Source organism: Serratia sp. CY44782, assembly GCF_052168715.1.
Taxonomy (GTDB): domain Bacteria; phylum Pseudomonadota; class Gammaproteobacteria; order Enterobacterales; family Enterobacteriaceae; genus Serratia; species Serratia nevei.
The window spans coordinates 132,099-152,844 of the sequence record NZ_JBJNME010000003.1; the positions used below are offsets into that span (position 1 = coordinate 132,099).

Annotated in this window: 18 protein-coding genes and 1 pseudogene; 10 read left to right on the forward strand and 9 right to left on the reverse strand. The window is 62.6% G+C overall.

The features are described 5' to 3' along the window. Positions 1-6: 6 nt before the first annotated feature. Positions 7-2,112, forward strand: a complete 2,106-nt coding sequence (gene fusA / locus ACJ8HT_RS06580) for an elongation factor G (RefSeq protein WP_151428550.1) — start codon at positions 7-9, stop codon at positions 2,110-2,112. Between the two features lie 27 nt (positions 2,113-2,139). Here the strand turns inward: fusA and ACJ8HT_RS06585 are convergent, their stop codons facing one another. After that, positions 2,140-3,108 (reverse strand): DMT family transporter, encoded by a 969-nt coding sequence (locus tag ACJ8HT_RS06585; RefSeq protein WP_060418765.1) that lies wholly within the window; start codon positions 3,106-3,108, stop codon positions 2,140-2,142. Positions 3,109-3,206: 98 nt separating this feature from the next. Further along, positions 3,207-4,034, reverse strand: coding sequence for an AraC family transcriptional regulator (locus ACJ8HT_RS06590; protein WP_060387784.1), 828 nt, complete (start codon positions 4,032-4,034; stop codon positions 3,207-3,209). Between the two features lie 196 nt (positions 4,035-4,230). Here ACJ8HT_RS06590 and ACJ8HT_RS06595 point away from each other — a divergent pair, with 196 nt between their 5' ends. Further along, positions 4,231-5,664 carry an NAD-dependent succinate-semialdehyde dehydrogenase gene (locus ACJ8HT_RS06595; RefSeq protein ID WP_197652882.1) on the forward strand — a complete coding sequence of 478 codons (1,434 nt, stop codon included), beginning with the start codon at positions 4,231-4,233 and terminating at the stop codon, positions 5,662-5,664. 48 nt (positions 5,665-5,712) lie between these two features. On the opposite strand, the pseudogene ACJ8HT_RS06600 reads toward ACJ8HT_RS06595, so the two are convergent. The 3 genes and pseudogenes from ACJ8HT_RS06600 to ACJ8HT_RS06610 form a co-directional block, all read right to left on the reverse strand. Continuing rightward, positions 5,713-6,425: pseudogene (locus tag ACJ8HT_RS06600) on the reverse strand (alpha/beta hydrolase). After that, a complete protein-coding gene (locus tag ACJ8HT_RS06605) occupies positions 6,412-7,308 on the reverse strand; it encodes an alpha/beta fold hydrolase (RefSeq protein ID WP_197652883.1) in 897 nt (298 codons plus the stop codon). The pseudogene ACJ8HT_RS06600 and the gene ACJ8HT_RS06605 overlap by 14 nt, the downstream one beginning before the upstream one ends. A gap of 25 nt (positions 7,309-7,333) precedes the next feature. Further along, positions 7,334-8,389, reverse strand: a complete 1,056-nt coding sequence (locus ACJ8HT_RS06610) for a sugar phosphate isomerase/epimerase family protein (RefSeq protein ID WP_159318060.1) — start codon at positions 8,387-8,389, stop codon at positions 7,334-7,336. 140 nt (positions 8,390-8,529) lie between these two features. On the opposite strand from ACJ8HT_RS06610, the gene ACJ8HT_RS06615 reads away from it, so the two are divergent. Then, positions 8,530-9,120 carry a TetR/AcrR family transcriptional regulator gene (locus tag ACJ8HT_RS06615; RefSeq protein WP_195873460.1) on the forward strand — a complete coding sequence of 197 codons (591 nt, stop codon included), beginning with the start codon at positions 8,530-8,532 and terminating at the stop codon, positions 9,118-9,120. On the opposite strand, the gene ACJ8HT_RS06620 is transcribed toward ACJ8HT_RS06615, so the two are convergent. Further along, the gene (locus ACJ8HT_RS06620; RefSeq protein WP_047730662.1) at positions 9,117-9,419 is read right to left on the reverse strand and encodes a cupin domain-containing protein; all 303 of its coding nucleotides are present in this window, start codon (positions 9,417-9,419) and stop codon (positions 9,117-9,119) included. The genes ACJ8HT_RS06615 and ACJ8HT_RS06620 overlap by 4 nt on opposite strands. Positions 9,420-9,513: 94 nt before the next feature. Next, on the reverse strand, positions 9,514-11,394 hold the full coding sequence (locus ACJ8HT_RS06625) for a potassium transporter Kup (protein ID WP_197652884.1): 1,881 nt from the start codon (positions 11,392-11,394) through the stop codon (positions 9,514-9,516). A gap of 240 nt (positions 11,395-11,634) precedes the next feature. On the opposite strand from ACJ8HT_RS06625, the gene ACJ8HT_RS06630 reads away from it, so the two are divergent. The 4 genes from ACJ8HT_RS06630 (at position 11,635) to ACJ8HT_RS06645 (ending at position 15,677) form a co-directional block, all read left to right on the forward strand. Continuing rightward, a complete protein-coding gene (locus ACJ8HT_RS06630; protein ID WP_197652885.1) occupies positions 11,635-13,374 on the forward strand; it encodes an ABC transporter permease in 1,740 nt (579 codons plus the stop codon). A gap of 12 nt (positions 13,375-13,386) precedes the next feature. After that, positions 13,387-14,706: an ABC transporter ATP-binding protein gene (locus ACJ8HT_RS06635; protein ID WP_197652886.1), complete on the forward strand. Its 1,320-nt coding sequence runs from the start codon at positions 13,387-13,389 to the stop codon at positions 14,704-14,706. A gap of 86 nt (positions 14,707-14,792) precedes the next feature. Next, the gene (locus ACJ8HT_RS06640; RefSeq protein ID WP_194572014.1) at positions 14,793-15,140 is read left to right on the forward strand and encodes an ArsR/SmtB family transcription factor; all 348 of its coding nucleotides are present in this window, start codon (positions 14,793-14,795) and stop codon (positions 15,138-15,140) included. Positions 15,141-15,143: 3 nt separating this feature from the next. Next, positions 15,144-15,677 carry an SRPBCC family protein gene (locus ACJ8HT_RS06645; RefSeq protein ID WP_049199710.1) on the forward strand — a complete coding sequence of 178 codons (534 nt, stop codon included), beginning with the start codon at positions 15,144-15,146 and terminating at the stop codon, positions 15,675-15,677. Here ACJ8HT_RS06645 and ACJ8HT_RS06650 read toward each other — a convergent pair whose 3' ends face one another. Beyond that, positions 15,678-16,706, reverse strand: coding sequence for a transporter (locus ACJ8HT_RS06650; protein ID WP_126179794.1), 1,029 nt, complete (start codon positions 16,704-16,706; stop codon positions 15,678-15,680). Positions 16,707-16,892: 186 nt separating this feature from the next. Between ACJ8HT_RS06650 and ACJ8HT_RS06655 the strand changes: the two genes are divergently transcribed. Beyond that, a complete protein-coding gene (locus ACJ8HT_RS06655; protein WP_197652887.1) occupies positions 16,893-18,503 on the forward strand; it encodes an inorganic phosphate transporter in 1,611 nt (536 codons plus the stop codon). A 26-nt stretch (positions 18,504-18,529) separates the two neighbouring features. Further along, positions 18,530-19,444, forward strand: coding sequence for a polyphosphate kinase 2 (gene ppk2 / locus ACJ8HT_RS06660; protein WP_197652888.1), 915 nt, complete (start codon positions 18,530-18,532; stop codon positions 19,442-19,444). A 40-nt stretch (positions 19,445-19,484) separates the two neighbouring features. Here ppk2 and ACJ8HT_RS06665 read toward each other — a convergent pair whose 3' ends face one another. Further along, positions 19,485-20,072, reverse strand: coding sequence for a hypothetical protein (locus tag ACJ8HT_RS06665; RefSeq protein WP_126179792.1), 588 nt, complete (start codon positions 20,070-20,072; stop codon positions 19,485-19,487). Between the two features lie 169 nt (positions 20,073-20,241). Between ACJ8HT_RS06665 and nudI the strand changes: the two genes are divergently transcribed. Further along, the gene (gene nudI / locus ACJ8HT_RS06670; RefSeq protein WP_197652889.1) at positions 20,242-20,667 is read left to right on the forward strand and encodes a nucleoside triphosphatase NudI; all 426 of its coding nucleotides are present in this window, start codon (positions 20,242-20,244) and stop codon (positions 20,665-20,667) included. The last annotated feature ends 79 nt before the right edge of the window (positions 20,668-20,746 follow it).

The window sequence follows — 20,746 nt, forward strand, 5'->3', positions numbered from 1 at the left end:
TTGATTATGGCTCGTACCACCCCTATCGAACGTTACCGCAACATCGGCATCTCCGCGCATATCGATGCCGGCAAGACCACCACCACCGAGCGGATTCTGTTTTACACTGGGGTCAGCCACAAGCTGGGTGAAGTGCATGACGGCGCGGCGACCATGGACTGGATGGCGCAGGAACAGGAGCGCGGCATCACCATCACCTCGGCGGCCACCACCTGCTTTTGGAACGGCATGCAGCATAATTATCCGCAGCACCGCATCAATATCATCGACACCCCCGGGCACGTCGATTTCACCATTGAAGTGGAACGCTCGATGCGCGTGCTGGACGGCGCCGTGATGGTCTATGACTCGGTGGGCGGCGTGCAGCCGCAGTCGGAAACCGTTTGGCGCCAGGCCAACAAATACAAGGTGCCGCGGCTGGCGTTCGTCAACAAGATGGACCGCATCGGCGCGGACTTTTTCCGCGTGCGCAAAATGATGATCGAGCGCTTGAAAGCCAACCCGGTGCCGATCGTCATTCCGATCGGCGCCGAAGACCACTTCAGCGGCGTGGTGGATCTGGTGCGGATGAAGGCCATTCTGTGGGACGAGGCCTCGCAGGGCATGAACTTCAGCTTCGAAGAGATCCCGGCTGAGCTGCGCGATTCGGCGCAGGAGTGGCGCGAAAACATGATTGAGGCCGCCGCCGAAGCCTCGGAAGAGCTGATGGAGAAATACCTCAACCAGGTACCGCTGAGCGAAGAGGAGATCGTCCACGGGCTGCGGGTGCGCACCGTCGCCGGCGAAATCCAGCCGATGCTGTGCGGATCGGCGTTCCGCAACAAAGGGGTGCAGCGCATGCTGGATGCGGTAATTGAACTGATGCCCTCGCCGCTCGACGTGCCGCCGATGGAAGGCCACGGCGAACACGATGAAATCATCACCCGCAAAGCCGACGACAACGAAAAATTCTCGGCGCTGGCGTTCAAGCTGATGACCGACCCGTTCGTCGGCCAGCTGACCTTCGTGCGCGTCTACTCCGGGGTGCTGGCCAAAGGCAGCAGCGTTTACAATCCGATCAAGGGCAAAAAGGAGCGCATCGGCCGCATCGTGCAGATGCACGCCAACGATCGTAAGGACATCGACGAGCTGCACGCCGGCGACATCGCCGCCTGCGTCGGCCTGAAGGACGTCACCACAGGCGATACGCTTTGCGACCCCGGCGCCATTATCACGCTGGAACGCATGACCTTCCCCGAGCCGGTGATCGCCCAGGCGATCGAGCCGAAGACCAAGGGCGACCAAGAGAAAATGGGCATCGCGCTGCAGCGCCTCTCTTCGGAAGATCCGTCGTTCCGCGTGCGCACCGATGAAGAATCCGGCCAGACCATTATCTACGGCATGGGCGAGCTGCACCTGGAGATCATCGTCGATCGCATGCGCCGCGAGTTCGGGGTGGAGACCACCACCGGCAAGCCGCAGGTGTCGTACCGCGAAACCATCCGCAAGCGGGTGGCCGACGTGGAAGGCAAGTTCGTGCGCCAGTCCGGCGGTAAAGGGCAATACGGCCACGTGGTGCTGACCGTCGAACCCAACGACCCCGGCAAAGGCTTCGAATTCTTCGATGAGATCAAGGGCGGCGTCATTCCGGGCGAATTTATCCCGGCGGTGAAAAAAGGCGTGCTCGAGGCGCTGAACAACGGCGTGCTGGCCGGTTATCAGGTGGTGGACGTCAAGGTGCACCTGACCTTCGGTTCTTACCATGACGTCGACTCGTCGGAGCAGGCGTTCCGCATGGCGGCGATTTTCGGCTTCAAGGAAGCCTGCCGCCTGGCGGATCCGGTGATCCTTGAGCCGATCATGTCGGTGGAGGTGGAAACGCCGGAAGATTACGCCGGCAACGTGATGGGCGACCTCTCCTCACGCCGCGGTCTGGTGCAGGGCATGGAAGAAATACCGGGCGGCGGCGGCAAGGAAATTCGTGCCAAGGTGCCGCTGTCCGAGATGTTCGGCTACTCGACGACCCTGCGTTCGATGTCGCAGGGCCGCGCCACCTACACCATGGAATTCAGCCACTACGCCGAAGCGCCGCGCAACGTGGCCGAAGAGATCATTCACCACAGCAAGCGTTAACCCTCGCGCCCGCCTTCGCGGCGGGCGTCACCCCTGCTTGTCCTCCAGCGCCACCACCACCGGCTGCGGCTTGATGCGCATGGCGTACACCACGCCGGCGATCAGGCAGACGATGCCGGCCAGCGTCAGCAGCGGCGGCCAGGCCTGACGCAGCAGAAAGGTATAGGCCAACCCCGCCAGAATTTCGAACACGATGAGCGGCCCCACCAATACCGTCGGCAGGCGCTGGCTGGCTTCGTTCCAGCATAGCGCCCCCAGCCAGGAGCAGAACACGCCGATGACCAGCATCAGCGGGATAAACACCTCAGGGCGCGGGCCGAACGGCAAGGCGAACGCCGGCTCGCTCAGCGCCAATTGGCCGCAGACCGCCAGATAGCCCAGCAGCGCCAGCGGCAGCGTCACCAGCCCTTGCGCCGTGGCCCAGGTAGCCGGCCGCTGCGTCGGGTTCTCCCGCAGCCAGCGCGAGTTGCGCAGCGGGAACCAGGTCCAGCACGCCACCGCCAACACGGCCAGCCCCAGGCCGCTGAGATAACGCCAGCCGTCGATCGGCAGCGCGTTGCCGCGCAGCTCGGCGACGTTCACGCACGCTAACCCGCAGACGATCAGCAGCAGTGCCGGCGCCAGCTTGCCCCAGGCCAGCCGCCCGTCGTGCCGGCCGTAAAACAGATTGGCGCAGATGGCGATCACCACCGGCAAGGTGCCGATGATCATGGTCGATACCGGTGCGCCAGTACGCTGAATGGCGCTGGCCAGGCACAGGTAGTACAGCAGGTTACCGATGGCCGTCAGCTTGAGCGCCTCCAGCCAATCCTGGCGCCGCAGCTTGCGCAGGCGGCGGCGATCGAACCACGCCAGCGGCAAGGTGATCAGCCCGAAGGCCAGATAGCGCCCGGTGGACTGCAGCGCGGCGGGATAATCCGGCACCAGCAGCGGGCCGACGAAGATCAATCCCCACATCAGCCCGGCGGCCAGGGCAAACACAACGCCAATGAACATAACGACTCCGACAAACGGCCGGTGCGGCCAACCCGCCCGACAAGACAGCGGCAGAGTAGCGAAAACGCGGGGAGGAATTATTGTAGCAGGTTGCTGTTTTAGCCCAATTTCACCTGTTTCTGGAAACGCACTGGCGTGACGCCGTAACGATTGGCGAAGGCACGCGTCAGGTGTGCCTGATCGGTCAGCCCCGCCGCCGCCGCCACCTGTGCGGCGGGCATGCCGCGCTCCAGCATGCGTTTGGCCTGCGACAGCCGGATCGCCATCAGCATCTGCTGCGGCGAAACATGGTATTCGGCCTTGAACTTGCGCAGGAAATGGTACGGGCTGAGCGACACCAGCTCGGCCAGCTGATTGAGGGTCACCGCCTCGGCAAAGTTGTCGTGCAGGTAGCTTTTCACCACTTCGAAACGGTGCGCCGCCTCGGCTTTTTCCCGCTGCCCGGTGCGGATGTGCGGGTGCAGCAACTCGACCGCCTCCAACAGCAGGCCGTCCAGCGTGAGCGGATCGTCGGTTTGCCACAGCGTGGCGAGAATGGCGGACAGGCGCTGCGCCGCCCGCGGATCGTGGCGCACCGCATCGGTGAACCACTGGCTCCGATCGCCGGACAGTTGCTCCAGCGCCTCGGGCGCCAGATAGAGCATGCGGTAACACCAGCCGCCCGGCGTTTCGGCTTCGCCGGTATGCAGCTCATCGGGGTTCATCAACACCAGCGCGCCCGGCGCCGCCAGATGCTGCGCGCCGCGATAGCGGAAACGCTCCGCCCCGGTGTCTACGGTGCCGATAGCGAAGGCGTCGTGGGTATGCGGCTCGAAGGCATAGCGTTCGATATGCGCCTGATAAAGTTCGACGCCCGGCAGATGCGACAAATGCCGGAACTGCGCGCAATCCTTCTCGAACGGAAACTGTTGTGGTACCCCTTGCACCCGACCTCCTCGTCCGTGCTGACAATCTGCTCAGCATAGCCAAAACATCGCCGGTTGAGTAGCCGCCCTGGCGCTTTCGTGCCCCTCGCCTGGACGATCGCCGCCATTCGGCGTAGGGTTAAGGTCCCTGTCCCTTTCAGGCGCGCCGCATCGCGAAGCTCATCGGCCCCTGACACTCCGCAAACAAGAGGCAACAATGTATCCGGATACTCAACTGTATATCGATGGACAATGGCGCAACGCGCTGGCCGGGAAAACCCTGCCGGTCACCAACCCCGCCACCGACGAGATAATCGGTCAAGTGGCGCACGCCGCCACAGAGGATCTCGATCTGGCGCTGGCCGCCACCGAGCGCGGATTTAACGTCTGGCGCGACACCGCCGCGCACCAGCGCGCCAACCTGATGCGCAAAGCGGCGGCGCTGCTGCGCGAACGCGCCAATGCCATCGCCGCCGTCATGACGCAGGAACAGGGCAAACCGGTGGCGCAGGCCAAAATCGAAATTCTCAACGCCGCCGACGTCATCGACTGGTTCGCCGGCGAAGCCACCCGCACCTACGGGCAGATCATTCCGTCCCGCGCCCGCGACGTGCAGCAGCAAACCCTCAAGCTGCCGGTCGGCCCGGTGGCCGCCTTCACGCCGTGGAACTTCCCGATCAACCAGATCGTGCGCAAGCTGTCCGCCGCGCTGGCCGCAGGGTGTTCCATCATCGTCAAAGGCCCGGAAGAAACGCCGGCCTCGCCGGCTGAGCTGATCAAAGCCTTCGCCGACGCCGGGATCCCGGCCGGGGTGATCGCGCTGGTGTACGGCACCCCGGCGGAAATCTCGGAATACCTGATCCCGCATCCGACCATTCGCAAGATCTCCTTCACCGGCTCCACCCGCGTGGGCAAGCATCTGGCGGCGCTGGCCGGCCAGCATATGAAAAAGGCCACCATGGAGCTGGGCGGCCACGCGCCGGTGTTGATCTTCGACGACGCCGATCTCGACGCGGCGGCCAAAGAGCTGGCGCAGTCCAAGTTCCGCAACGCCGGCCAGGTCTGTATCGCCCCGACCCGCTTCCTGATCCAGCAAGGCGTTTATGAAGCCTTCGTGGAGAAATTCACCGCCGCCGTGCGTGAGCTCAAGCTCGGCAACGGGCTGGAAGACGGCGTGACCATGGGGCCGATGGTGCTGGGCCGCAGCGTCGATAATATCGAGGCGCTGGTGCAAGATGCCGTCGCCCACGGGGCAAAAGCCTGCACCGGCGGCAAGCGCGTGGCGGGTAAAGGCAACTTCTTCGAGCCGACGGTGCTGCGCGACGTGCCGCTGAGCGCGCGCGCCATGTCGGAAGAGCCGTTTGGCCCGGTCGCCCTGCTGCGCCCGTTCGCCACCTATAACGAGGCGATCGCCGAAGCCAACCGCCTGCCGTACGGGCTGGCCGCCTACGCTTACAGCCGCAACATCGCCACCGTCAATGCGCTGGGGCGCGACGTGGAGAGCGGCATGCTGAGCATCAACCACATCGGTTTCGGCCTGCCGGAAACGCCGTTTGGCGGCGTGAAAGACTCCGGTCACGGCACCGAAGGCGGCAGCGAAGCGATCGAGTCCTACCTGGAAACCCGCTTCGTCACCGTCGCCGGCCGTTAATCGCGTGTCGGATGAATAGCCAAAAGCCCCGCAGTGCGGGGCTTTTTTTTACTCGCGAGCCAGCTCGAACAGCCGCCGCGCCGCCGGGGTCAGCCCCAGCATGTGAATGCAGGCATGCACCATGCCCGGCAACCGTTCGCAGCGCACCGGCACGCCCGCCTCGCGCAGCCGCTGCGCATACTGCTCGGCCTCATCGCGCAGCGGATCATATTCGCAGCTCAGGATGGTGGCCGGCGGTAACCCGCGCAGCGTGGCGGCGTGCAGCGGCTCGGCGCCAGGTTGCCCCCGGCGCTGTCGCCGCCCACCGCCAGGCGCTGCGCGTCGATCCCCAACTGCGGCGCCTGTTGCGCCACCCAGCAGAGCGTCTGGTAGACATCTTCCAGCGGCTGCGGAAACGGGTATTCCGGCGCCAGACGGTAGTCGACCGACAGGATCACCCGGCCGGTGGCGTTGGCCAGCGCCTGACAAGGCCGATCGTACAGCGCCAGCGAACCGAGGCACCAGCCGCCGCCGTGGGCGAACAGCATCGCCGGCTGCGCGTTTGCGCGGTTTTCCCCTGCCGGTAAATAAGTACGCAGCGCAATCCTGTGTCCATCGGCGGCGACCACCGTATAGTCCCTGACGCCGCCGCTCGGTTCCGCCTCGCCCTGCAGCCGGCGTAAACCGGTTTCCGTGGCCGCGCGCATTTCCGCCAGCGACGCGGGGGGCGGCGCATCGGCCGACGCCGTCAAAAAGGCGGCGATGCGTTCATCGAGCGGCATAGGGCTCTCCTGCCAGGAACGGCGTAATCAGGGCAATAAATTCCTCATGGCACTCCTCAGTAATGAAATGCCCGCAGTCGGCGACCGTTTCGCCCCGCAGATCGTGCGCATTGCCCCGCAGCGTCGTCAGCGGCGCATTACCGGTCGCGTGCTCCGCCCCTACCGTCAACACCGGCATCGTCAGGGGCGTGGCGGCGCGCAGCCGGTTCTGCCGCACGGTCTCCGGGATCGCCCGGTAATAGTCGAATCCGGCGCGCAGGCCGCCCGGCGCCGAATAGGCGGTGATATACACCTGCGCCGCCACCCGATCGCGCCGATAGGACCAGCGATTGAAGATATAGCCAAGATACTCCTGCTCACGCCCCTGGGTCAGGGTCTCCGGTAAATCCGCCAGTTGGTTGAACATGAAATGCCACAGGAAGATGTTCTCCTCCGGCGCGACGAAGATCGGCGGCGGCGGCGCCAGCCCGGGGATCACCGCCTCCGTCAGCACCAGGCGTTCCACCGCCTGCGGGAAATCGCTCGCCATGGCGTAACCGATCCACATGCCGATGTCGTGGCCAACCAGTTGGTAACGTTCATGGCCCAGCAGCGCCATCATCGCGTGCAACGCTGCACCAATGCTGCCGGTGTCGTAGCCGCCAGCGGGCTTGTCAGAATCGCCGATGCCCGGCGGATCGACGGCGATCGCCTGAAAACCGGCCGCCGCCAGCGCTTGCATCACATGGCGCCAGGTGTACCAGGTTTGCGGCCAGCCGGGGATCAGCAGCACCGGCCGCCCTTCACCGGCCACCACGCAGTGAAGGCGCCGGCCGTTGACCTGGAGATAGACGTGTTCCGCCGCGAGATCCGCCAACGGGACCTCGTTCTGTAGGTGTTGCATGGGGTGACTCCCTGAAGGATTAGGCTCAGCGAATGCCGAGCAAGGCATTGATCTGCTGTGGGTTGACCGGCGCGCCGGCGAAGTCATCGAACACTTTGTCGGTGACGTGGATAATGCGATCGCGAATGAACGCTGCGCCTTCGCGTGCGCCATCCTGCGGGTTTTTCAGGCAACATTCCCACTCCAGCGCCGCCCAGCCCGAATAACCGTACTGCGTCAGGCGTGAAAAGATGCCGTTGAAATCGACCTGGCCGTCGCCCAGCGAGCGGAAGCGGCCGGCGCGATCGATCCAGGATTGATAGCCGCCGTAAATCCCCTGCCGACCGGTCGGATTGAACTCGGCGTCCTTGACGTGGAACATGCCGATAACCTCTTTATAGATATCGATAAACTCCAAATAGTTGAGCTGCTGCAGCACCATATGGCTCGGGTCGAACAGCACCCGGCAGCGCGGATGATGGCCGACGCGCTCATGAAACATTTCGAATGTCACGCCGTCGTGCAGATCCTCGCTCGGGTGAATTTCGTAACACAGGTTGATCCCCTGCTCATCGCAGGCGTTAAGCACCGGCAGCCAGCGCCTGGCAAGCTCGTCGAACGCGGTATCGATCAGTCCTTCCGGACGCTGTGGGAACGGAAACAGATAGGGCCAGGCCAGCGAACCGGAAAAGGTACCCAGTTCGCTGAGCCCGAGCCGCGCCGACGCCTTCACCGCCAACAGCATTTGCTGCCGCGCCCACTCGCCGCGCGCCTGCGGATTGCCCTGCAGCGCCGGCGGCGCGAAGCTGTCAAACAGCGCATCGTAAGCCGGGTGTACCGCCATCAGTTGGCCGAAGATATGGCTGGTCAATTCGCTGACCACCAACCCCTGTTCCGCCAACATGCCGGTCAGATCGTCGCAGTAAGTTTGGCTTTCCGCGGCGGTGGCCACGTCGAATAAACGCCGATCCCAGGCCGGGATCTGCAGCGCGCTAAAGCCGGTCTGCGCCGCCCATTCGGCGATGGCGGGCAGGCTATTGAACGGCGCTGTCTCATCGCTGAACTGCGCGAGATGCAGGCTTGGACCTTTGAGGGTTTTCATCGTAAACTCCAATTAGTTGTCGATTGACAAACAATAGGAGCAAAGCGCGATGACCGCAAGCGAAATTTATAAAGACATTGGTATTCCCGCCGATTTAAGCGATCCTATGTCGCTGAATGGCAGGTAAATTGGAGCAGTGAATGGCAGGCAGACCGCGCGAGTTCGACCGCGAACAGGCGCTCTTGAAGGCGCGAAACTTATTCTGGCGACAGGGTTACGAAGGCACCTCGATGTCGGATCTGGTGGCAGAATTGGGCATTGCTTCCGCACGCATCTACAAGGCGTTCGGCTCCAAAGAGCAGCTGTTCCGCGAGGCGATCGTCAGTTATGAAACCGAGGAAGGCGGCTTCGCCGATCGCGCCTTCGCGCAGGAAAGCGGCGTTCGCCCGGCGATCCAACGTATGCTGGAAGATGCCGTGCGGCTCTACAGCCGGCCGGATTTGCCGCAGGGTTGCATGGTGGTCTCCTCCGCCGCCAGCGTCAGTGCGGAGAACGACGGGCTCAAAACCTGGCTGGCTGAGCATCGGTTGCAGCGCACCCAGCAGATCGTCGAACGGCTGCGGCAGGCGGTGCAAGCCGGCGAACTGCCGACCGGCACCGACGCCGACAGCCTGGGGGACTTTTTCGCCGTCTTCCTGCACGGCCTGTCGATTCAGGCGCGTGACGGCGTCACTGAAGCGCGACTGTTGGCGGCGGTCAAGGTGGCGCTCACCGCCCTGGGCGACGCTTAATCTTCCGGCAGATCGAAAATCACCAGCGTGCCTTCGCTGCCCGGCAACACGCGGTGCGGCACGCCGGCCGCGGCCTGATACAGCTGGCCGGCCTGCACCACAATCGTTTCCCCCGCCACCTGCAGCCGCAGCTGCCCGCGGATCACCAGCAGCCCTTCGCTGTAATCATGCACTTCATCCGCAATGCTGCGCTCATCCATGCGCAGCACTTTGATATTGGCCGCACCGACGCGGCCCAGCACGGTAGAACGCCAGGCCTCAGGCAGTTCGGCCGCCTGCAGGTTTAAATCGAACAGCATCGGTATCCCCTGTGGTTATCGAACGTAGCGGCACTCTACGCCGACTGCGGCCGGCGTGGAAAGAATCCCGGGTTGTAGCTTATGCCCGCCAGGCCTATACCGGCACCCGGCGGCTGATCTCCACCACCTGATCGCTGGGCAGGTAATAATAATCCGTGACGTGCATGCCGTTGCGCACCATCAGCGCGAACAGGTTGCGCTGCCAGGACGGCAACCGGTCGCTCGCCTCGCGGCGCACCACGGTTTCATGGCCGAGATAGTAAGTCGCCTCGTCGAAGTTCAGGCCGCATTTTTGCGCCTCAACGTGCTGCAGCAGCTGCGGGATGTTCGGCCGCTCCATAAAGCCGTAGCTGGCCACGCCGCACCAAAACCCCGGCGCCAGTTCGCGCATCACCAGGCGTTCGGCATTCGATACCCGCGGTTCATTGACGATGGCAATGGTCAGCGCCAGCACGTTGGCGTGCAGCGAGCCGTTGCGTTTGACGTGCCATTTCATTACCGGCGGCGTGCCCTGCAGGCTGCGGGTGAGAAAGACCGCGGTGCCCGGCACCCGCGGCACGGATTCACGCTGGATTTTCGCCAGGAAATCCGCGATCGGCACCGTCGTCTCGCCGAGGGTGCGCACGGCCGCCAGCACCCCGCGATGCCAGATCAGCATCACGGTATAGACCGCGGCGGCCAGCAGCAGCGGGATGTAACCGCCCTGCAACACCTTGGTCAGGTTGGCCGTCAGGAAGCTCAGATCGACCACGAAGAAACACCCTGCCACCAACAGGCTGGCGGCCAGCCCCCAGCGCCACACCTCGCGCATCGCCACGAACAGCAAGCCGGTGGTCATGATCATGGTCAACGAGACGGCGATGCCGTAGGCGGCGGCCAGATTGTCCGAGGATTTGAAGAACACCGTCAGGAACAGCGTCACCACCATCAGCAGCCAGTTGATGGCGCCGATGTAGATCTGCCCATAGCTTTCCTCGGTGGTTTGTTTAACCCGCAGCCGCGGCAGCCACCCCAGCTGGATTGCCTGGCGGGTCATCGAAAACGCGCCGCTGATGATCGCCTGGCTGGCGATGATCGTCGCCAGCGTGGCCAGGATCACCAACGGGATCAGCAGCGCCGGCGGGCACAGGCGGAAGAAGATGTTCTGCGTGACGTCGGCGCCGGCCAAAATCAGCGCGGCCTGGCCGGCGTAGTTGAGCAACAGGCTGGGAAAAACGATGCCGAACCAGGCCAGCCAAATCGGCCGTTTGCCGAAGTGCCCCATGTCGGCGTACAGCGCTTCGGCGCCGGTGACGCACAGAAACACGCCGCCCAGCACCAGGAAACTGGTCAGCCCGTTCGAGAACAGGAAATGAATGCCGTACATCGGGTTCAGCGCCAGCAGCACCGCCGGGTGCTGGGTGATGCCCCACACGCCCAGCGCGGCGATCGACAGAAACCACAGCGCCATGATCGGCCCGAACACGCGGCCGATACGTGCGGTACCCAGCGGCTGAATGGCGAACAGGCTGAGCAAAATCACCACCGCCGCCGGCAGAATGTAGGGCTGCGACGCCGGCAGCACGATATTCAGCCCCTCGAGGGCGGAGAGCACCGAGATGGCCGGCGTGATGGCGCCGTCGCCGTAGATCAACGCCGCGCCGAACAGGCCGGCGAACAGCACCAGCGGCCGGGATTTCCGCCTGCTGACCAGCAGCGACATCAGCGCCATGATGCCGCCCTCGCCGCGGTTGCCGATGCGCATGGCGAACATGGCGTATTTGAGCGAGGTGACGATCACCAGCGTCCAGAAAATCAGCGACAGCAGGCCAAGGATCACCGGCGCCGACGGCGCATCGCCGGAGAGAAACAGCACGGTTTTCAGGGTGTACAACGGGCTGGTGCCGATATCGCCGAACACCACGCCCAAAGCGCCCAGCGCCAACGGCGCCAGGCCGGTCTTGTTCGAGGTTTCCGTATCATTGCCGACAGACATCTGCTTGCTCCTTAGCCTTGCACAGTGAGTTGGAATTATTGTCACTTTATTGCCGCCGCGCCACTCGCTCGGCAGCGATAAGCATAACTTAACCGTCATCTTCGCCAGTGACAGTATCGCCCGTTTGCGGCACAGAAACCGCCGCCGGTGAGCAACGGTTTAGAATCGGCCGAGCCGGATGGTCTATAGTCCTTATGCGATTGTCACTTTCTTGTTTGCGCCCGCCGTGGGAGAAGTGAAATGAACGTCCGGCTCAACACCCATGTTTCCGCCCGGCGCCTGCTGCCCAATGGCTGGGACGTCATCGCCTTTCCGCTGATCATCGGCCTGATCGCCATGATGGCCATCGGCCTGCATCAAACCCTGCAACCGATCGTCACGCTGAAAACGCAGGCGATATCGCTCGATCCCGCCAACCTGCCGGAATACGCCCTGCGCACCACGCTGCGCATGCTGGTGGCGATGGTGGCCGCGCTGGCGTTCTCGCTGGTCTACGGGACCCTGGCGGCCAAGAGCCGGCGCGCCGAAAAGGTGCTGGTGCCGATCCTCGATATCCTGCAGTCGGTGCCGGTACTCGGCTACATCTCTTTCACCGTCACCTTTTTCATCGCGCTGTTCCCCGGCCGGGTGCTGGGGGTCGAGCTGGCGGCGATGTTCGCCATCTTCACCAGCCAGGCGTGGAATATGACCTTCAGCTTCTATCAGTCGCTGCGCACCGTGCCGCGCGATCTGCAAGAAGTGGCGCGCGGCTTCCATCTCAGTCCGTGGCAACGTTTCTGGAAGCTGGACGCGCCGTTCGCCATGCCGGGGCTGATCTGGAACATGATGATGTCGATGTCCGGCGGCTGGTTCTTTATCGTGGCGTCGGAAGCGATCACCGTCGGCAACAATACCTTTACGCTGCCGGGCATCGGCGCGTATCTCGCGCAGGCGATCCTCAGCCAGGATCTGCCCGCGATAGGTTGGGTGCTGCTCACCATGACGGTGGTTATCCTGGCCTACGATCAGCTGCTGTTCCGGCCATTGGTGGCATGGGCGGACAAATTCCGCATGGAAACCACCCGCTCGGCGAGCGCCCCCACTTCCTGGCTGTTGAACCTGATGCGCCGCACGCGCCTGATCCACCTGCTGCTGACGCCGCTGGGCGCGCTGCTGGCCAAAACCGCGCGCCTGAAACTGAGCCTGCCCGCCCGGCCGTTACGCCGCGGCAATAGCGCCCAACGGCAGCGGCGTTCGCGCATGATCGATCGGGGTTGGAGCGCCATCGTCATCCTGCTGACGCTGGCGATCGCCTGGCGCGTCATTCTCTATGTACAAACCGGCGTGACGCTCAATGACGTGGGCCATGTGATGGTGCTAGGGCTGATCACGCTGCTGCGCGTGACGGTGCTGATCGCCCTGTCGTCGCTGATCTGGGTGCCGCTCGGCGTGTTGATCGGCCTGCGCCCGACGCTGGCCGGGAAAATCCAACCCATCGCCCAGTTTCTGGCCGCGTTTCCGGCCAACCTGCTGTTCCCGGTGTTCGTCATCACCATCGTCCACTTCCGGCTGAACCCCGATATCTGGCTGTCGCCGCTGATCGTGTTGGGCACCCAGTGGTACATTCTGTTCAACGTGGTGGCCGGCGCCACCGCGTTGCCCAACGACTACCGCGAGGCCGCCGCCAATTTTCACATTCGCGGTTGGCAATGGTGGCGCCAGGTGATGCTGCCGGGCATCTTCCCCTATTACATCACCGGCGCCATCACCGCGTCGGGCGGCGCCTGGAACGCCAGCATCGTGGCGGAGTTCGTGCAATGGGGAAGCACCCAGGTGAAGGCGCACGGGCTGGGTGCCTACATCGCCGAAACCACCGCCGCCGGCGATTTCCCCAAGATCATTTTAGGCATCGCCGTGATGTCGCTGTTCGTCACGCTATTCAACCGTCTGCTGTGGCGCCCGCTTTACGCCTACGCCGAATCCCGCTTCCGCATCGATTAAGGAACCGTTCAGATGTCAGACCTTCACCCAACGCAGGCGACGCACTCGCCCGGCGAGGAAATTTTAGCGGTCAACGCGGTCAGCCATGGCTATGACAAGGCACATGGCGAGCTGCTGATCCTCGACGGGGTCAATCTGTCGCTGCGGGCGGGCGAGATCGTCGGGTTGCTGGGCCGCTCCGGCTCGGGCAAATCGACGCTGCTGCGCATCATCGCCGGCCTGGTTACCCCCACCGCCGGGACGGTGAACTACCTGGGGCAGCCGCTGAACGGCCCCGCCAAAGGCGTCGCCATGGTGTTTCAAACCTTCGCGCTGTTCCCCTGGCTGACGGTGCTGCAAAACGTTGAGGCCGGCCTCGAGGCGCTGGGCGTCGCCCCTGCCGAACGGCGCGAGCGGGCATTGGCGGCCATCGATCTTATCGGCCTGGACGGCTTCGAAAACGCCTACCCGCGCGAACTTTCCGGCGGTATGCGCCAGCGCGTAGGCTTCGCGCGCGCGTTGGTGGTGGATCCGACGCTGCTGCTGATGGATGAGCCGTTCTCGGCGCTGGATGTGTTGACCGCCGAAACGCTGCGTACCGACCTGCTGGATCTGTGGACCGAGGGGCGAATGCCGATCAAATCGGTGCTGATCGTCACGCACAACATCGAGGAAGCGGTCTTCATGTGCGATCGCATTCTGCTGCTCTCTTCCAACCCCGGCCGGGTGATCGCCGAAATCAAGGTGCCGTTCAGCCACCCGCGCAACCGGCTGGATCCGCAGTTCCGCCGCCTGGTGGACGACGTGTACGCCAAGATGACCGCCCGCCCGACCGACGGCAACGTCAAAAAGGGGCTGAAGTTCGGCACCCGACTGCCGCACGTGTCCACCAACCTGATCGCCGGCCTGATCGAAACCCTGGCCGCCGCGCCCTATTTCGGCCGCGCCGACATGCCGGAGATCGCCCTCTCGCTGCATCTGGAGGTCGATGAGCTGTTCCCCATCGCCGAAGTGCTGCAGTCGCTGGGCTTCGCCGACGTGCGCGAAGGCGACATCTTCCTGACGCCGCCGGCACGCGCCTTCGCCGACGGCGACGTTCAGGCGCGCAAAGTGCTGTTCGCGGAGCATCTGCTGCGCTATGTGCCGCTGGCCGCGCTGATCAAAAACGTGTTGGACGAACGGCCGGGACACCGCGCACCACGCGTGCGTTTCGAGCAGGAGCTGGAGGATTCGCTGTCGGACAGCGCCGCCAAAGAGACGCTGGATACGGTGATCAACTGGGGCCGTTACGGCGAAATCTTCTCCTACAACGATCAAACGGCGTTCTTCAGCCTGGAGGACGTCGAGTTTTAACCCGCCCCGACGGGCGTGTGTGCCGTGGAGCAAAAATATTCAACAAAACGGTTGAATATTAGCCCGCCTGTTCTATATTCAACCATATGGTTGAATTATCTTCCTCACAGCTGGACGCCATTTTTCATGCGCTGGCCGATCCGACCCGCCGCTCGATGCTGCGCGCGCTGGCCGGCGGTGAACGCAGCATCGGCGAACTGGCCGCGCCGTTGCAGATGTCGTTCGCCGGCGCCTCCAAGCACGTGAAAGCACTGGAACATGCGGGCCTGGTGCAACGCACCGTGCAAGGAAGAAACCATATCTGCCGGCTCGAACCCGAGCCTATGGCGCAGGCCATGCAATGGCTGCAAACCTATGAACATTTCTGGACTGAACGGCTGGCTATGCTCGAACAGGCGCTGCTGCAGCCCGAACAGCTTCCTCCCAAGGAGTGAACCATGAATGATTACGGCATGATTATCGAACCCGGCACGCTGCGCATCCAGCGGCTGCTGCCCGGCCCCATCGAGCGAGTGTGGGCTTACCTGACCGAATCCGACAAGCGCGCCACCTGGCTGGCGGCCGGGGCCATGACGTTGGAAAACGGTGCGCCGCTGGAGCTGGAGTTTCGCAACTCCGATCTGGCGGGCGAACACGAACAACCGCCGGCCAAGTACAAACAGCATGGCGGCTGCGTCAGCAACCGCGGCCATATCACCTGCCTGTTCCCGCCGCGCCTGTTGAGCTTTACCTGGGCCGAGCAGGATCAGGGCCGCCCTTCCGAGGTGACCTTCGAGCTGACGGAACAGGGAGATGCCGTGCTGCTGACGGTGACCCACCGTCGCTTGGCCAACCGCGACGAGATGCTCAGCGTCGCCGGCGGCTGGCACACCCATCTGGATATTTTGCTGGATCGCCTGCACGATCGGGCGCCACAGCCGTTCTGGAGCACCCATGCCCGGCTGGAAGAAGAGTACCGCGCCCGCCTGTAATTACGTCTCATCCCTGCGTCTGAACGCCAGATAACCGGCGATCAGCGTAAAACTGCCGACCAGCAACACCAGTAGGATAAAACCGTGGTGATTGCTGGCCAGCGGGATCCCCCCCACGTTCATACCGAAGAAACCGGCGACGATATTGATCGGCAATGCCAGCACGGTAATCACCGTCAGCGTGTAGAGCGTGCGGTTGTTCTGCTCCATCAACTTGGCGCCCAACTCCTCCTGCAGCAGCCGGATCCGTTCGGTCAGGCTGGCGAGATCGTTCAACACCACGGTGAACTCTTCGGTAAACTGTCGCAGATCCTGCACCACTTCGCGGCTCAGCCAGGTCGGCGGCCGGTTCAAGAGGCGAAACAGCGCGGCCGGCTCGGGCGCCAACAGGCGCTGAAAGCGTAATAACATGCGGCGCATACGTCCCAGCTCGGCACGGTTGCGTTTGACGCGGCTGGTCAGCAGGCGATCCTCAATGGTATCGACATACTGGTTGGCCTGCCGCACCACCTGTTCCAGCACGTCCTCCTGCTCTTCCAGCAGATGTGCCAGCAGTTCGGTGGATGAGGCCAGCTGCAGCGCCGTCAGGCGGCCGAGCAGCCGTTCAATGAGCCGCACCGGTTTGTGCCGCACGGTGACCACCAGCCCTCGGCAGCAATAGAGCCACAGCGTCGCCGTCTCCGGGTTGCTCTCCTCGGGGTGGAAGATCACGTCGTTGAGCACCGCGAACAGATCGTCGCCCTGGCGCTCGATGCGCGTGGTGTGGGAGCCGTGGCGAATTTCGTGAAAGAAAAAATCGGAAATGGCGAAATGGTTTTTCAGCCACTTCTCCGCCGCCGCGTGGTTGAGATTAAGGTGCAGCCAGATAAAACCATCGCCGGGCGGCAATGCCTGGTAGGCCTGGCAAACCTGCTGCGAGTTCAGGCGCGCCGGCGGCTCACCGGAACGAAACACATGGCCGTAGATCAGCCCGGTCACTTCATCATCAAAATCCAGTTTGTGCATCTTTTCCGCTAACCGTTGCACCATAACGCCTTATCCCGCCTATTGCCGTTAACTCAAGACCGTTCCCGCTGTTATAGCAATCTTTATTTATCGGCGTTAATGATTTTCACCGTTCGCGATGATTAATATTTTCGTCATAAAAAAGCCACATTAATTCAGAATACTTTTCAGGCGACAGCTACCGCATTCAACCCTCTCAGGAAGGTCATTATGAGCGATAACAGCGCCGTTCAAACGGGCGTACCGGCCGCATCCAGCCTGCCCAAACTGCATCAAAAGAACAGTCGACTCACTGTTCTTTTTTTTGTGTTTTTATTAATTCTGGGGATCGCCTTCGCCGGAGTGAATTTATTTAACGACGTCAACGACGCCGGTGCCGTTTACACCAGCTACATTCCATTTTTATTATTGGGGCTGGCGCTGCTGATAGCGCTGGGCTTTGAATTCGTCAACGGTTTCCACGACACCGCCAATGCGGTGGCGACGGTGATTTACACCCACTCACTGTCGCCGATGGTCGCCGTGGTCTGGTCAGGTTTCTTCAACTTTCTCGGCGTGTTGCTTTCCAGCGGCGTGGTGGCCTTCGGCATCATTTCACTGCTGCCGGTCGAGCTGATCCTGCAGGCCGGCACCGGCAACGGCTTCGCCATGGTGTACGCCCTGCTGTTCTCCGCCATCATCTGGAACCTCGGCACCTGGTGGCTCGGGCTGCCCGCCTCATCATCGCATACGCTGATCGGCTCGATTATCGGCGTCGGCGTAGCTAACGCGCTGATCCACGGCCGCACCGGCACCAGCGGTGTGGACTGGGGCCAGGCGATCAAGGTGGGCTATGCTCTGCTGCTGTCGCCGGTGATCGGTTTCGTTTTCGCCGGCCTGCTGCTGCTGGCGCTGAAACTGTTCGTCAAGAACCGCCAGCTGTACAGCGCTCCCCAAGGCAATACTCCGCCGCCGCTGTGGATCCGCGGCCTGCTGATCCTCACCTGTACCGGCGTTTCCTTCGCCCACGGCTCCAACGACGGTCAGAAAGGCATGGGTCTTATCATGCTGATCCTGGTGGGCACCATGCCGATCGCTTACGCCCTGAACCGCTCGATGCCGCCGGAGCAAATTCCCCGGGTGGCGGCATTGGCGGAGGTGACCAAAAACCAGCTGCTGCGCCAGTTCCCGGCCAGCGGCCAAACGCCGCCACGCGAGGTACTGACCGGCTATGTGCGCACCAGCGAACTGACGCCGGAAGTCGTACCCGCGTTGGCGCAACTGACCGGCGCGATCGGCGATCAAATCCGGCAATACGGCTCGGTCGATAAGATCCCGGCGCAGGCGGTGTCCAACACCCGCAACGACATGTACCTGGCGTCCGAGACCATCAAGCACCTGAAGGCGGAGCATCAGCTGCAGATCAATCCCGACGCGCAGCGCAACCTCGACGCGCTGAAGGGAGAACTCGACAGCGCCACCCGCTTCATTCCCTTCTGGGTGAAAGTGGTGGTGGCGATTGCGCTGGGGCTCGGCACCATGGTCGGCTGGCGCCGCATCGTGGTGACGGTGGGCGAAAAGATCGGTAAATCACACCTGACCTACGCCCAGGGCGCCAGTGCCGAACTGGTAGCGATGACCACCATCGGCGCGGCCGATGCCTTCGGCCTGCCGGTTTCGACCACCCACGTACTGTCGTCCGGCATCGCCGGCACCATGGCGGCCAACCGCTCTGGCCTGCAGATGACCACCCTGCGCAATCTGCTGATGGCCTGGGTGCTGACGCTGCCGGCCTCGGTGCTGCTGTCGGCGGTGCTGTACTGGATCTTCAACCATTTCTAATACCGGGCTGACACGGAGAACATCTGATGACCATGCATGAAGTCAACCGCGACGACGGTTTCAATCAGCGCCTGCTGCAAGAGTTTTACGACAGCTACGACGAAGAGCTGGAAATGGAGCTGGACGACCTGCGCTTCGACGCGGCGGAAGTGGACAGCGACCAGAAAAAGGCCTGGCGCAAGCAATACTTCCGCGAGCTGCTGCGCCTGCAGGGCGAACTGGTGAAGCTGCAGGACTGGGTGCTGCGCACCGGCCACCGGCTGGTGATCATCTTCGAAGGCCGCGACGCCGCCGGCAAGGGCGGCGTGATCAAACGCATCACCCAGCGCCTCAACCCGCGTACCTGCCGCGTGGCGGCGCTGCCGGCGCCGAACGATCGCGAACGCACCCAGTGGTATTTTCAGCGCTATATCGCGCATTTGCCCGCCGCCGGCGAAATGGTGCTGTTCGACCGCAGCTGGTATAACCGCGCCGGTGTGGAACGCGTGATGGGGTTTTGCAACGACGACGAGTACGAAGAGTTTTTCCGCAGCGTGCCGGAATTCGAAAAAATGCTGACGCGCAGCGGCATTCAAATCGTCAAATATTGGTTCTCGATCACCGATGAGGAGCAGGAGCTGCGTTTCCTCAGCCGCATTCACGATCCGCTCAAACAGTGGAAGCTCAGCCCGATGGATCTGGAAAGCCGCCGCCGCTGGGAAGACTACACCGAGGCCAAAGAGATCATGTTAGCGCGCACTAACATTCCCGAGGCCCCCTGGTGGGTAGTTCAGGGCGTCGACAAGAAAAAGGCCCGTTTGAACTGCATCACCCATCTGCTGCAACAGGTGCCTTATGAGGAAGCCGAAGGCAACGTCATCACACTACCGCAGCGCAAACGCAGCCCGGAATATCACCGTAGCCCGGTGCCGGACAATATGGTGGTGCCGGAAATCTACTGACGCCGACGCAGAGGCGCAGCGCGCCTCTGTTTTCATGTTTTCACCATGCCAACAAACGATCCAGCGCCGCCATCGTCCCTTTACGGCCGTTAAACGTCGCCCGATACCAGACCGTGTCATGTGCGGTGACCAGCCGCTCGCTGACCCAGCTTTGCCGGGCCACTTCGCGCAAGGCGCGCGTACCGTCGACGGATCGGTACACCAGCCAGGCGCCAAACATTGCGCCGGCCGAGGCGATCCACGGATTAGCCACCGCCGCCAGCTGCGCGATCAACAGCAGCAACAGCGCCATCTGCAGCACCGCTTTCCCGGCAAAAGCGCGCAGAAAAAAGGTGCGCATCTGATTTTCCAAGGCAAAACAGGGATTGGTTAACACCTGGCGGGTTTCCTGTACCGGAATGCCCTGCACATAGACCATCCACTGCGAAGCCTGCCGGGGATTCATTGCCACGCCCTTTTCCACCCACTGATGCAACCGCATCGAAACGGCGACCGGCCAGGCAATCCCGAACAGCAGGCAGTAAAAAATCGCCGCGTTGACGCCACACAGCCCCAATCCGATCGCGGCCACTACCGCCAGCAGAACCTTGCCGGAGTAAAACCAAAACGGCACCACCTGGTAATTCATAAAGTTCCCTCTTAAGTGAATTCGCAACCCCGCCAGATTACTCCTTTATCAAGACGTTAAGCGCTGCGGAACAAAAAAATTTTGCTGTCGCGCAGAACGCGATCCGGCTGCCTGTTCTGCGCCGCCAAACCTGATACCCTGCGGGTTTGTTTTTTGACAGGAGTCTTCCATGCGCCAACGCATTATTGTCTGCCCGCTGATTGAAAACGATAACGCCTTCCTGCTGTGCAAGATGGCCGCGCACAAGGGCGTATTCCCCGGCCAGTGGGCGCTGTCCGGCGGCGGCGTCGAGCCGGGTGAGCAAATAGAACAGGCGCTGCGACGCGAAGTGCGCGAAGAGCTGGGCGCCGCGCTGATCCTCGACAGCATCACGCCCTGGACCTTCCGCGACGACATACGCATCAAAACCTTCGCCGACGGCAGCCGCGAGCAAATCTATATGATTTACCTGATTTTCGACTGCCATGCCGCCAACCGCGACGTGACGATAAACGACGAGTTTGACGACTACGCCTGGGTGCCGCGCGAGCGCCTGGCGGAGTACGATCTGAACGAGGCCACCCGCTTCACCCTGCGGCAACGCGGGCTGCTGTAACAGTTTGAGCGAATATCACCCTATTTTCTTCACATTTGCCGGGCAGACTCTTTTGATATTTTTTAATCACTTAGGGTCA